Below are 13,469 nucleotides of genomic sequence, written 5' to 3'. Positions count from 1 at the left end.
ATTCTTTTTTTTAAGTCAAATGAATGTATTTCTGTCTGTGCTTATTTGTTTAGCTGCTCAATATACAAAATATTCGAAGGATGATTGAAGTTTTGTGCGCCTTCTATTTTTTTATAATCTGTTCTTTCTTTATTGATGATGAATGTAGTAGGGTAAGCACTAAAATCTAATGCCTTAGGAATGGCTTTTGCATGGTACAACAATCCTGGGTATTTTTCCATCAGTCCTGCGTTTAGTATCGTTTCATAAGATTCAGTACTTATCGCTACGATAATTGCCTTGCCTTTCATCTTTTCATAAAACAAATGTAAATCTGGTAATTCCGCTAAACAAGGTGGGCACCAGGTGGCCCAAAAGTTTACTATTAAAGGTTGACCGTCAAAATTACTAATTGGAATGGCTTCTTCTTTTTCATTGTAAATTACCCAATTGTCTAAATTACCATTAAAAGGCTGAGAAGATAAGGATTCAATTTCAATTTTTTTTAAAAAAAAGCCTTGAATGGTACTTTGAAATTTAATCCGCCAACTAGGTACAATTAATATAAGTATTATTATACCTAATAATATATTACTAATATATTTTCCTGTTTTGCTTGACTTTTTTTCTGACATCAAATACAAAATTAACCATTAATTATTGCGGATTAATAAATTCAAAAGTTATTTTTGTGAAAATTATTTACCATGAGCAATAAGCCTTCAATTCCTAAAGGAACTAGGGATTTTTTACCAACTACTCTCGCGAAACGCCAATATATATTTAAAACCATTAGTACGGTGTTTAAAAAGTTTGGTTTTGTAGGTATTGAAACACCAACATTCGAAAATACAGAAACCTTAATGGGTAAATATGGAGAAGAAGGGGATCGGTTGATATTTAGGATTTTAAATAGCGGAGATAAAGTAAAAAAAGCGGATATTACTGCTTTAGAAAATGGAGAATTAGCAAAATTTGCAAATTCAGTTTCTGAAAAAGCTTTACGGTACGATTTGACTGTTCCTTTTGCAAGGTTTGTGGTGCAACACCAAAATGAACTGACTTTTCCTTTTAAAAGATTTCAAATTCAACCCGTTTGGCGTGCAGATCGACCACAAAAAGGACGATATAGAGAATTTTATCAATGTGATGTAGATGTAGTAGGAAGTGATTCCTTGATTTATGAAATTGAATTGATTCAAATTTTTGATGAAGTACTATCTAAATTGGGGTTGACTGATTTTTCAATTAAAATTAATAATCGAAAAATATTAACCGGTATAGCTGAAGTTTGCGGGGAGACGGATAAGTTGGTTGACATTACCGTTGCAATCGATAAATTAGATAAAATTGGTGTGGATGGTGTGATTGCGGAACTAGAAAATAGAAATATAAGTCCTGCTGCAATAGAAAAAATTAAACCGCTTTTTGATTTAAATGGTGACAATTTTGAATTATTAAATCAAATGAAAACCTTTTTGTACGGTAATCCAACTGGTGAAAAAGGTATTGAAGAATTGGAATTTATTTTTAAGCAAATCAACGCACTTGGTCTTACTAAAGCTAAACTAGAATTTCAAGTTACTTTAGCAAGAGGATTGAGCTACTACACTGGTGCTATATTTGAAGTATTGGTCAATAATGTGAAGATGGGCAGTATTTGTGGCGGTGGAAGATATGATAATTTAACCGAATTGTTTGGGGTGTCTAATATGTCTGGCGTTGGTATTTCTTTCGGTGCTGACCGTATTTATGATGTCATGGAAATGTTGGAATTATTTCCACCAGCCATTCAAACGGCAACCCGTATTCTATTCATTAATTTTGGAGAAATAGCACAATTATATTGTTTGAGATTAGCTAAAGAATATCGTGATATGGGAGTTTCTGTGGAAGTCTATCCTGAGAATGCCAAGATGAAAAAACAAATGAAATACGCGAATGATAAAAATATTCCGATAGTGGTAATGCTTGGAGATGATGAAATAAACAAAGGAGAAGTTACCTATAAATTGATGGAGTCAGGAGAACAACATACAGTGAGTAAGTCGGCATTTAAGGCTTTAATTCAAGGACAATGAAACATATAATTAATGAGGATTTTTTATCGATAGCGGAATTAAAGACAATTGTAAATTCGGATAAAAAAATAGTATTAAGTGAAGTAGCAAGCGATAAAATTATTAAATGTCGTACGTTTTTAAATGAGATTGCGGAGACTGATGAAGTACATTATGGTATAAATACGGGCTTTGGTTCTTTATGTAATACTGTGATTTCGCGTGATCAATTAAGTCAATTGCAAAAAAATCTGGTTATTTCTCATGCTTGTGGCTTGGGAGAAAGAGTACCTAACGAGATTGTAAAATTGATGTTGCTCTTAAAAGTACAAGGGTTATCATATGGCCATTCAGGAGTACAGTTGGTTACGGTACAACGATTGATTGATTTTTATAATAACGATATTTTCCCTGTAGTCTATCAATTAGGTTCCTTGGGAGCTTCTGGAGATTTGGCGCCATTGGCACATTTAGCCTTGCCTTTATTAGGGGAGGGAGAAGTGGAATACCAAGGTAAAGTACAAGCTGCAGCAACGGTGTTAAAAGCTTTCAACTGGGAAGCAATTACCTTACATTCAAAAGAAGGTTTGGCCTTGCTAAATGGAACGCAATTTATGAGTAGTTATGGCGTTTGGAATCTAATGCAAGCCGAAAAACTATCTGCCCTAGCCGATAAAATAGGGGCGCTAAGTGTAGATGCTTTTGATGGCCGTTTAAACCCATTTAATGCAAACGTAAATGAGGTGAGAAAACAAGCTGGACAAATAGAAACAGCAAAGAATTTTAGAGCGTTACTACAAGGAAGTGAAATTATTGCGCAAGCAAAAAAGCATGTGCAAGATCCTTATAGCTTTAGATGTATTCCCCAAGTACATGGTGCAACAAAAGATGCCATTGCCTACGCAAAAACAATATTTGAAAGAGAAATTAATGCGGTGACGGATAACCCAACTATTTTTCCGGAGACTAGAGAAATCGTTTCTGCAGGAAATTTTCACGGTCAACCCTTGGCCATCACGCTCGACTTTTTAGCCATTGCTTTGGCTGAATTAGGAAATATTTCGGAAAGAAGAATTTATAAATTAATTAGCGGAACAAGAGGTTTACCCGCATTTTTAGTAAAAAACCCAGGATTGAACTCTGGATTCATGATTCCACAATATGCCGCCGCTTCTGTAGTAAGTCAAAATAAACAACTTTGTACACCGGCCTCAGTAGATTCAATAGAATCTTCTAATGGACAAGAAGACCATGTAAGTATGGGCGCAAATGCTGCTACAAAATGTTATAGAGTGGTAGAGAATTTAAAGAAAGTCTTGGCTATTGAACTATTCAATAGTTCCCAAGCTATTTCTTTTAGAAGCCCTTTAAAAACTAGTCCTATTCTCGAGGAACTGTTGCAATCTTATAGAAAAATAGTGCCTATTGTAGAAGATGACAAATACATGCACCCAGAAATAAAAAAATCAATTATATTTATTGAAAACTTAATTTAAAAAATAATATGGATAGTAATTTAGATACAAATAATTGGGAAGATGATAGTCACCAATCTATGAAGGAGCAACGTGGTACATTTTTACTGACACTTTCTATATTGTCATGGGTTTGGATTGGAATTCAATTGATATCCACTCTTTTTACTTACATGAGAGGACCAGGACCATTGGTTGATTCACTGACGTTAATAGAAGATGCTACTTCTGAACAAAGCTTAGATAATCCTTTTATGGCTTCTCTAATGGAGGGTTCATTAGATACTATTCGTAAGACAATCGAAAACTTTAGTGCCATTAATATAGGCAACATGATTGCCTTATTGATTGGTGGACTTGGTGTATATATGATGTTTAATTTAAAGAAAACGGGGTTCGGATTGTATGTGTTGTACTGTGCAGGTATTGCCGGAGTAAACATCTATTTTTTAGGTGGTTTTTCATTCATATTCGACGCTTTTATTTCTTTGGCCTTCATTATTATGTATGGCGTTAATTTAAAAAGAATGAACGCCTAATTTGAAGTATTCAATTTTCATATTAATTACTGGTGTTTTAATGCTCTCTTGTAAAAAGAATCAAGATGGGGTAGATATGGGTTACGCTTATTTCCCGACCGATTCTGGAAATATGGTGACTTATCAAGTAGAAGAAATTTTTCATGATATTGATTTAATTCCTGCCCATGATACCAGTAAATTTCAAATTAAAGAGGTAGTTGGTGAGTTGTTTTTGGATGATGCAGGAAACGAAGCGCATAAAATTTACCGCTATAAAAGAGGGAGTGAAACTGACGCATGGGTGTTAAAAGATGTTTGGAGTTTTAATAGGTTAACGACCAGATTAGAAATTGTGGAAGAAAATGTGCGTTTTGTCGATTTTGTTTTTACTCCCACATTAAATAAATCATGGGATAAAAATGGGAAGAATACACAAGATGCAGTCTTAAGTAATTTTTTGACTGTAAATAAACCATTTGAAATCAACAGTTTTCAATTTGATTCTACAAGTATCGTTTCCCATCAGAATTTTACCAGTTTTGTCGATCATATGGTAGAGTACGATATTTTTGCAAAAGGAATTGGGAAAATAAAAGCGGTGCATAAAAATTTAGTTATAGATAATTTTGATACGCTGGATATTAAAAAGGGAACAGAAGTTTCTTATCAAGTAATCGCATTTTCAAATTAAAAGATGAAAACATATCAATTTAAGGGACTTTTACAAGATGATAAATGGCTTTGTCCTGCCTATGTTCGGGTGGATGATGATGGTGTAATTGAATCCATTTCGGATACCATAAGCATTGAAGCCTTACCTGTAAAAATGAATGTGTTTGCAATCCCAGGATTTCAAAATGCGCACTCGCATGCATTTCAATACGCAATGGCTGGTTTGGCAGAGAGACATCAAGTGGGCACTAAAGCAGATGATTTTTGGTCATGGAGAGATGCTATGTATAAGCTCGCATTGTCTATCTCACCTGACGATTTAGAAGGCATAGCTACCCAATTGTATGCAGAAATGCTCAGACATGGATATACCAATGTAGCCGAATTCCATTATGTACACCACGACCAAAATGGAAAAGAGTATGAAAATCTTTCAGAAATGGGGGAAAGATTGGTGAAAGCTGCAAAAAATACTGGTATAGGGATTACATTGCTGCCAATTTTCTATCAAAAGGGTGGTTTTGGCAAAGCTGCGACAAGTGGACAAAAAAGATTTATCTCTGCTGATGTAGACGCGTATATGCGTTTATTTGAAGCTTCAGAAAAGTCTACTGATTTATATGAAAATGCTAATATTGCCATTGGGATGCACTCCATGCGCGGGGTAGATCCGGAAAGTATCAAATACATTGCCGAAAATTTTAGAAAAGAGGTGCCTTTTCATATTCATATTTCAGAACAATTAAAAGAAATTGAAGATGCACTTGCCTATTTAGGTAAGCGTCCTGTAGAGTGGATGTTGGATAATGTAGCGTTGTCTGAACGTTTTCATTTTGTGCATGCCACTCACTTGGTCGACAGTGAAACTGTTGCATTGGCTCAATCAAAAACAAATGTGGTACTTTGTCCAAGTACGGAAGGAAATTTAGGAGATGGTATATTTCCTTTAAAGAAATTTCAACAAAATGGTGGGAATTGGAGTATTGGAACTGATAGCCATATCGGTTTGAATCCATTTGAAGAATTAAGAATTCTAGATTATGGTCAACGTTTAATCTCTCACCAAAGGAATACTTTTACAGATGACAAAATTGGAGATTCAGGTGCTTTTGCGATTCAAAAAGTGAATGTTGCAGGGAAGATGGCAATGGGAAATAAGGAAGCCTCTTACTTTAAGGTTGGAGAAAAACTCAATGCGGTGTTGATGGATGCTGCTAATCCCTTAATCGCTTGTACTAGTCTAGAAAATCTATTGTCCACTTTTGTGTATGCAACCGATATTTCGGCGCAATATGGTACCATTGCTAATGGTGTATTGTGTGTGAAAAATGGCCAGCACATTCAAAATGATGAAATAAGTGCTAACTTTATCAAGACCATTAAAGGGATTGATAATAGATGAAGAAACATTGGTTTTTAATTTTACTGACCTTTTTATTCTTACTTACTACAGTTTTTATTTCAAATAAAATTGTAATAAATCTTAACGCTTATCGTGCATTAAAAAACGAAATTGCGACAGTTTTAGATTTTGATAAAAGAATCCTGACCACCAAAGAATGGGTTCCTTTTACAGATGAAAGTACTTTGTTGGTGAGACGAGCCGAAAAATTGTTTACTGCTGCAGAAATCGAATATCAGAAAGCTAGTGTTTTGGGGGTGTATTTTGGTGCAGTTGTCCTAGTTTTTCTCTCGGGAATTTGGTTTTATTTTCGTTCTAAATGGAATAGAAGAAGTGCTTTAGGTCTCGCTTTAATTATTGCTAGTTTTTCCTTAGTCTATTTAGGGCTACAAACGCCATTCTTGGAGTTAGAAGCTTTCAGTAGAGATATAGTCTTTGAGATTCCGATTGATGTTGGCTTTTATCAACATACTTTTGAAAAGAAGTTTGAAGGCAAGGTTTCCTATTTCTATCAAAACAAATCGGTAATTGAATTGATTAAACTATTGTTTACCGGCGGAAATATTTTGGTTGGAATTGTGTTATTGCTTGCAAGCGTGGTGTTTCCTATTACTAAATTGACTTTGTCTGCTTGGTATTTTATATTTCCCAAAAACGGCTTTTCTGAAAAGTTGTTGAAGGTGATTAAAGCCATTGGAAAGTGGAGTATGGCGGATGTTTTCGTTGCAGGAATATTTTTGGCATACTTTGCCTTTACCAACATGAATGTTGGTGTAACCACAAATGCAAATACCCTCATTGGTTTATATTTCTATCTGGGATTTGTGGTCTTGTCCATTTGTTCTGGCTATTTTATGTTGAACAAAAAGCAATAAATACTATTCCGTGGTATACCAGGTTTGTGGAATTCTTGGCGTCAATTCTGGTAAGAAGGCGTTAAACATACTCGCCTTGATATTTATTTTAAAACGGATGACATAATTTGGGCTCGTGTTATTGTCATCATCTAACATAGGTGCGAAGAAATTGTTAGTTTTTGTGAATGATAAGCTGGTTTCCCAACAATGTAATTCTCTTTTCACACCAATTCTGACACTTGGATTTGGATTACTTAAAAGTGTCATCAAATCTGTCATAATATCATAATCAAAGCTCCATAGTTTCCACAATTCTAAGTCTCCATTAACACGAATAGTATGGGTCAATCCAAAAGTGTCTTGCTGCACAATGCCGTTTGAATTTCTAGAGTAATTGATGTTGTATTGAAAGTTGATGTTGAAAACTGAGTTTTTAAGATTTCTCAAGGTGTCAGATTTGGTTCTTTTTGTCCCATAACGACCATTGACGGCGAAGTTTGCGGAAGTTACCCGTCCAATACCTTGTGCATTGTTCCAAGCATAGTTACTGTTGGTGATTCCCGTCTCATTTGAATAAGCATAAGGGTTTAAGGTCCAACCCGCTTGAATACTAAACATTTTTATTGGGGTAGTTTGCATACTAAAAATAAAGTTAGATAAATTCAAAGAATCTCTTAGTAAATCGTAAGAACCACTAATGTTAAATCTGTCGATAAGTTTAAAACTTTTAAAGGTATTGTTAATAGTATCCGCTTTATCTAGTTTTTTCATTTCCAAGATATTTGCCAAAGAATAATTAATCAAGCCTGAAGCGCCTTTGGCTTGCTCGTTATATAAGCTAGCGCTAAAAGGTGAAAAGTAACCAGTATTGCCTGCTGTGTCAATTTGTATCAACTGATACTCACCAATGTCCGGTCGGTAAGTGAAGGAGATGTTTGGTGTCATTACATGTCTGAACTTTAATTTATTGGCAAAGTTAGTTTTTAAATAACCGTATAAATTGGTGTTTAAACTACCGCTGAAACTAACGCTTCTGGCTGTTTTAAAACCATTCATGAAATTAGTGTCTACACTTTGATTCAAAGGGTTCCAATAGTTTTCTATACTTTGAAAATTCCAATTTTCATCATAAGTTGTATTTAAATTAAAGTTAAACCAACCAGATTTTGGTTTAAGATTGGTTTGAACAACTACATGTTGCTTGATGCCCGAGGTGCTGTTATCGGCAATAAAGGATAGATCTGCATTTCTTAAACCGGCAGAAGCAACACTATCGTTTACCGTAACTCGATTTAAGGAACTTGCAGTATATGTAATAGCAATATTTTCGTACCATTTTTTCCCAATTTTATTTTTTCGCAATACCCCTAAGTCAAATCGATTTACCGATAGGTTAAAACTTGGTAATTCCATTACAAAATTTTCTGTTTCAGAGTTTTGCTGTAAGGATAATTTGCCAGACCATGTCCCACTAAATTGGTCTAATTTCCAACTTTTATTTAAGTTTATTGCAGAGTTAAAAGCGGTATTAAATACGTTTTCGGGTATAATTTCAATAGTTTGACTGGCATCATTGTTCGATCTGAAATCTATATTTGCACCAAATCTTAAACTAGGGTGGGCTTTAGTCGCTTGACTGTGGTTCCAGTAAACAGTATAATTATTTGCAATGGATTCTTCATAAAAGAAACCTTGTAAATGTTCGAAACCTAATTTCACTGTACCGCTGTATTTGTATTTGTTATTATAGTTTAATTGATCACTAACGGCCCAGCGACCAGAAGTATATACGGTACCATACACATAGTTTTCTAATTTGTTATTAATGGGGAAATAATACCCTAAATTTTCTAGACCACTACCATAATTTCCAGCCAATGAAAAGGATGGGAGTATTAAACCATGCTTTCTGGTGTCGGAATTTGGCAGAAAGGAAAATGGAAAAGCGATTGGCATAGGGATGTTTAAAATTCGCATATGAATAGGACCAGTTACAATTCTTTTTCCAGGTATTACAATTGCCTTAGAAAGTTGAAAATGATAATGCGGATTTTCCTTGTCGCAAGTGGTATATTTACCATTTTTAAAATGTATCTCCTCATTCGGCAAGCGTTTAGAGAATTCCATATGAATATAACCGTCGGCTTGTTGCGTTCTTACTTCTTGTATAATGGCTTTTTCTGACTTAAAGTTATACCGCATGGCATCACAGGTAACCTCTTCGGTACCATCTGTAAAAAATGGTTTTCCAATCTTATTGCCTAAGGAGTCAGTAGAGTAAGTTGCTTGTACTTCACTTTTTTCAATGTCAATTTCAATCAAATCAGCACTTAAGTTGATTTCTTCATATTTTACATCTGCATTTCCATATAGCCTAATAATCTGCGCGGGTACATCCATTACAATGGAATCTCGGGCACTATATTTTACAGGAGAATCTAAGCCAAAATCATCTACTCTAACAATTTGTGAATAGGCATTTACGCCATAAAAAAATGGGATTATCAACAATAGATAATGTATAAAACGATATGAAGAATGGCCTTTGCTCAAATTATGGTCTTAACTTTGTTATACAATGTGCAAAATTAAAATTTTATTATAATGAATGTCACCATTAATAACAAATTCAAGTATATTTTATTGTTGGGGGTAATGAGTTTATTAATTCCGTCGCATGCACAGGACCAATATTTCGGAGGAATAAAAACTGTTGTTATTGATCCAGGCCACGGAGGGCATGACCAAGGCTGTCATGGTGCTTCTGCAAAAGAGAAAGATATTGCATTGGCTATCTCACTAAAACTGGGGGCATATATTGAAAAAGCTTATCCTAGTATAAACTTAATTTACACACGAAAGACGGATGTGTTTGTAGAATTGAACGAAAGAGCACAAATTGCGAATAGGAATAATGCAGATCTTTTTATCTGTATTCATGCAAATTCTGCAGGATCTAACGCAAGCGGAGCAGAGACTTTTGTGTTGGGGTTAAATAGAACTGATTCTCAAGAGAAAGTAGCGGAAAGAGAAAATTCTGCCATTCATTTAGAGGAAGATGGAGGCGAAAAGTATAAAGATTTTGATTTGTCAGTGGATGCTATTATTGCAAGACAATTACAATTGAGTACCTTTTTAAACCATAGTATTGTGTTTGCTGCAAAAGTGCAAACCGAAATGGAAAAAATTGGTAGAGTAAATAGGGGCGTAAAACAAGCAGGGTTTTTGGTGTTGTATAAAACAACCATGCCAAGTGTTTTAATTGAGACTGGTTTTTTAACCAATAAAGAAGAAGAAAAGTTTTTATTGGATACGGCAAATCAAGCACTGATGGCAGGTTCTTTTTTTACGGCTTTTAATAATTATAAAACTTACTATGAAAGCGGGTATCAAGTTGACCCAATACCACCTAAAGAGATCGAAAATGTTGGGCCCGAGCCAGGTATACTAATTACGGATTTTGGGGTGGACGAAGAAGATGTAAAAAAGAATGATGTTATTTTTAAGGTCCAGATTGAAACTAATGCGGATGTGCAGGACTTAAATGATGTCAAATATAAACAAATGCCTGTTTGGGAATATTTTGATAATGGGTTTTACAAGTATACTGTTGGTAACTTTAAATCCTTCCAAAAAGCCAATGATTTAAAGAAGTTACTAAGAAAAGATGGATTTGAGAATGCTTTTATTGTGGCTTTTCAGAACAAAGAACGAATTAATTTGGAAAAAGCTATTAAATTTGCTGAAAAAGAATAACTATGAAGATATCGAAAGAATTTAAAGTTGGTATGCTTGTCGTGTTAGGGATTTTATTGTTGTACTCTGGCGTCAACTTTTTAAAAGGGAATTCAATTTTCGAAAATGATCGAGAATTTTATGCCTTATTCGATAATTCGAATGGAATTGCTGTATCCAATGAAGTTCAATTAAGTGGTTTAAAAATTGGAGCGGTGAAAAGTATTGAACACCATCCTGATAATCCACTTAAAATTTTAGTTACTTTTTCTATAGTAGATGATGCTATTGCTATTCCCGCTGAATCTAAAATTGGGATGATTAGTTCTGATTTACTAGGCACAAAAGCTTTGGAACTGGTATTAAATACACAGGCAGTTACTAATCCAACTTACATTCAGTCAGGAGATACCATGAAGTCTTTTGTGGAAATGGATATTGCTGAGCAAATTAATAAAGAATTATTACCTTTAAAAAGAAAAACAGAACAATTAATCGGATCCGTAGAAGGGATAATCATCTCTATTAATTCTTTTTGGGATACTTCAGCGGCTTATACTATTGATGAAAGTCTGTATGAGTTTAGAGAAGGGATTTCGAAATTTGGTAACTTGGCCAATAGTTTAACAGTAATGATAAATAGTGAAATGGCTGTAATTGATAGGGTTCTTGTAAATGTGGATAGTATATCTGGGAATTTAGCTGCTAAATCTACTTCTATTGGTAAAACCATTGATAATGTAGAAACCATTTCAAGTACCTTGGCAGATACGGATATAAAAGCAGTGGTAGAAGATACCCGTAAAACATTATTGGAATTGAATGAGGTTTTAGCCATGGTTAATAGAGGTGAGGGAACTATTGGTGCATTATTACATACGGATAGTCTCCATAATGAATTGCTAGAAACAAATCAATCTATCCAAAATTTATTGGATGATATGGAAGAGAATCCTAATAAATACGTTCATTTTTCAGTATTTGGACGAAAAACTAAAGACTAATTAAATTGTTAAATTCATGGTGAGTAACATAATATTTTTATTACTAACGCTAGGGGCAGGTATCTTTTTTGCCTTGAATATTAGAAAAATAATACAAAAAATAAAACTGGGAAAATCAGTCGATCGTACGGATCAAAAAAAATTACGTTGGAAAACTATGGCGAAGGTGGCTATGGGGCAATCTAAAATGACCAGAAAGCCAATTGCTGGAACTTTTCATATTTTTATATACCTAGCTTTTGTAATTACACAAATTGAATTAATTGAAATATTAGTAGATGGTATCTTTGGTACGCACCGATTCTTTCAACCTTCACTAGGAGGCTTGTATGTTTTAAGCATCAGTATTATTGAAATACTATCTGTATTGGCCTTAATTGCCACATTTGTCTTTTTAGCCAGAAGAAATTTATTAAAAATACCGCGCTTTCAAATGCCAGAAATGAAAGGTTGGCCAAAATTAGATGGTAACATTATTTTATACATGGAGTTTGTATTGGTGATGTGTATTTTTACCATGAATGGAACAGATGAAGTATTGTTTGCGCGTGGTGAAAGTCATTTAGCTGGAGAGGGAAGTTTAGGCTTTGCTGTTTCTAGTTGGTTTGGACCAATGGTTTTTGGTGGTATGGAAACAAGTACTTTACATATTCTTGAAAGAGTAGGATGGTGGGGACATATTATCATGGTTTTTTCTTTTTTAAATTATTTGCCTTTTTCTAAACACTTGCACATATTATTGGCATTCCCAAATACTTTTTTCTCTAAGTTAACACCAATGGGAAAAATGACTAATATGGAATCGGTGACCAAAGAGGTGAAGTTAATGTTAGACCCTGCAGCCGATCCATTTGCAGCACCTGCTCCTGAAGAAGGAGCCGTTCCGCAAAGGTTTGGTGCTAAAGATGTAAATGATTTATCTTGGGTGAATATCCTAAATGCCTATACGTGTACCGAATGTGGACGCTGTTCGGAGGCTTGTCCTGCCAACACCACCGGAAAGTTATTGTCTCCTCGAAAAATAATGATGGATGTACGCGATCGTGCAGAAGAGTTGGGAGAAGGTATACGTAAAAATGGTGCCGACTATAATGATGGCAAGTCATTACTTGGTGATTATATTACTGAAGAAGAATTATGGGCTTGTACTAGTTGTAATGCTTGTGTGCAAGAATGCCCAGTATTAATTGATCCATTAGAAATTATCCTAGACCTTAGAAGGTTTTTAGTAATGGAAGAATCAAAAATGCCAGCAGAATTGGCAACCATGAATACAAATATTGAAAATAATCAAGCGCCTTGGCAATTTTCTCCAACTGATCGTTTAAATTGGAAAGATGAAGCCTAATAAAAAATTAAGAGAACTAAAGATTGATGGGGAAACAGTTTCACCCATTTTACCTTCAGATGTCAAAAATTATTTAATTGATATTGATGGGACTATTTGTGATGATATTCCAAATGAAGCACCAGAAAGAATGGTTACTGCAAAAGTTTATCCGGATGCTTTAGAAACTTTAAATAAATGGTACGACCAAGGCCATATCATTACTTTCTTCACTTCTAGAGTGGAAGCGCATAGAGAGGTGACGGAAACTTGGTTAAAAAAGCATGGCTTTAAATACCATGGTATGCTAATGGGTAAGCCTAGAGGTGGTAATTATCATTGGGTAGACAACCACATTGTGCGTGCCACCAGATACGAAGGAAAATTTACAGATTTGATAGATACGAATGCAACCATTCAAACATTTAAAAAATAAT

12 protein-coding genes are annotated in these 13,469 nt (G+C 34.6%); 10 read left to right on the top strand and 2 right to left on the bottom strand.

The window, feature by feature from the left end; genetic code table 11:
• Positions 1–41 precede the first annotated feature (41 nt).
• Positions 42–614 (bottom strand): TlpA family protein disulfide reductase, encoded by a 573-nt coding sequence (locus tag DNU06_RS07700; RefSeq protein WP_111062665.1) that lies wholly within the window; start codon positions 612–614, stop codon positions 42–44.
• Between the two features lie 72 nt (positions 615–686).
• Here DNU06_RS07700 and hisS point away from each other — a divergent pair, with 72 nt between their 5' ends.
• From hisS to DNU06_RS07670, 6 genes are read left to right on the top strand one after another with little or no spacing between them, the layout of a single operon-like run.
• A complete protein-coding gene (hisS, locus tag DNU06_RS07695; protein ID WP_111062664.1) occupies positions 687–2,060 on the top strand; it encodes a histidine--tRNA ligase in 1,374 nt (457 codons plus the stop codon).
• Entirely contained in the window at positions 2,057–3,535 is a 1,479-nt protein-coding gene (gene hutH, locus DNU06_RS07690) for a histidine ammonia-lyase (protein WP_111062663.1), read from the top strand. Before hisS ends, hutH begins: the two co-directional genes overlap by 4 nt.
• A gap of 8 nt (positions 3,536–3,543) precedes the next feature.
• Positions 3,544–4,053: a hypothetical protein gene (locus DNU06_RS07685; RefSeq protein WP_111062662.1), complete on the top strand. Its 510-nt coding sequence runs from the start codon at positions 3,544–3,546 to the stop codon at positions 4,051–4,053.
• 1 nt (position 4,054) lies between these two features.
• Positions 4,055–4,726: a hypothetical protein gene (locus DNU06_RS07680; RefSeq protein WP_146239182.1), complete on the top strand. Its 672-nt coding sequence runs from the start codon at positions 4,055–4,057 to the stop codon at positions 4,724–4,726.
• Positions 4,727–4,729: 3 nt separating this feature from the next.
• Positions 4,730–6,109 (top strand): formimidoylglutamate deiminase, encoded by a 1,380-nt coding sequence (gene hutF, locus DNU06_RS07675; RefSeq protein WP_111062660.1) that lies wholly within the window; start codon positions 4,730–4,732, stop codon positions 6,107–6,109.
• Entirely contained in the window at positions 6,106–6,984 is an 879-nt protein-coding gene (locus DNU06_RS07670; RefSeq protein WP_111062659.1) for a paraquat-inducible protein A, read from the top strand. The genes hutF and DNU06_RS07670 overlap by 4 nt, the downstream gene beginning before the upstream one ends.
• A 3-nt stretch (positions 6,985–6,987) precedes the next feature.
• Here the strand turns inward: DNU06_RS07670 and DNU06_RS07665 are convergent, their stop codons facing one another.
• Positions 6,988–9,477, bottom strand: a complete 2,490-nt coding sequence (locus DNU06_RS07665; protein WP_146239181.1) for a putative LPS assembly protein LptD — start codon at positions 9,475–9,477, stop codon at positions 6,988–6,990.
• Between the two features lie 93 nt (positions 9,478–9,570).
• On the opposite strand from DNU06_RS07665, the gene DNU06_RS07660 reads away from it, so the two are divergent.
• The 4 genes from DNU06_RS07660 to DNU06_RS07645 are packed head-to-tail and all read left to right on the top strand — an operon-like array spanning position 9,571 to position 13,468.
• Positions 9,571–10,722 (top strand): N-acetylmuramoyl-L-alanine amidase, encoded by a 1,152-nt coding sequence (locus tag DNU06_RS07660; RefSeq protein ID WP_111062657.1) that lies wholly within the window; start codon positions 9,571–9,573, stop codon positions 10,720–10,722.
• Positions 10,723–10,724: 2 nt separating this feature from the next.
• Positions 10,725–11,705, top strand: coding sequence for an MlaD family protein (locus DNU06_RS07655; RefSeq protein ID WP_111062656.1), 981 nt, complete (start codon positions 10,725–10,727; stop codon positions 11,703–11,705).
• 16 nt (positions 11,706–11,721) lie between these two features.
• Positions 11,722–13,053, top strand: coding sequence for a 4Fe-4S dicluster domain-containing protein (locus tag DNU06_RS07650; RefSeq protein ID WP_111062655.1), 1,332 nt, complete (start codon positions 11,722–11,724; stop codon positions 13,051–13,053).
• On the top strand, positions 13,043–13,468 hold the full coding sequence (locus DNU06_RS07645) for an LNS2 domain-containing protein (RefSeq protein WP_111062654.1): 426 nt from the start codon (positions 13,043–13,045) through the stop codon (positions 13,466–13,468). The genes DNU06_RS07650 and DNU06_RS07645 overlap by 11 nt, the downstream gene beginning before the upstream one ends.
• Position 13,469 lies beyond the last annotated feature (1 nt).

The sequence above is a fragment of the Putridiphycobacter roseus genome (genome assembly GCF_003234935.1).
GTDB classification, from domain to species: Bacteria; Bacteroidota; Bacteroidia; order Flavobacteriales_D; family Crocinitomicaceae; genus Putridiphycobacter; species Putridiphycobacter roseus.
Note: the sequence above shows the minus strand (reverse complement) of the source record. Positions and strands in the feature narration are given on the sequence as shown.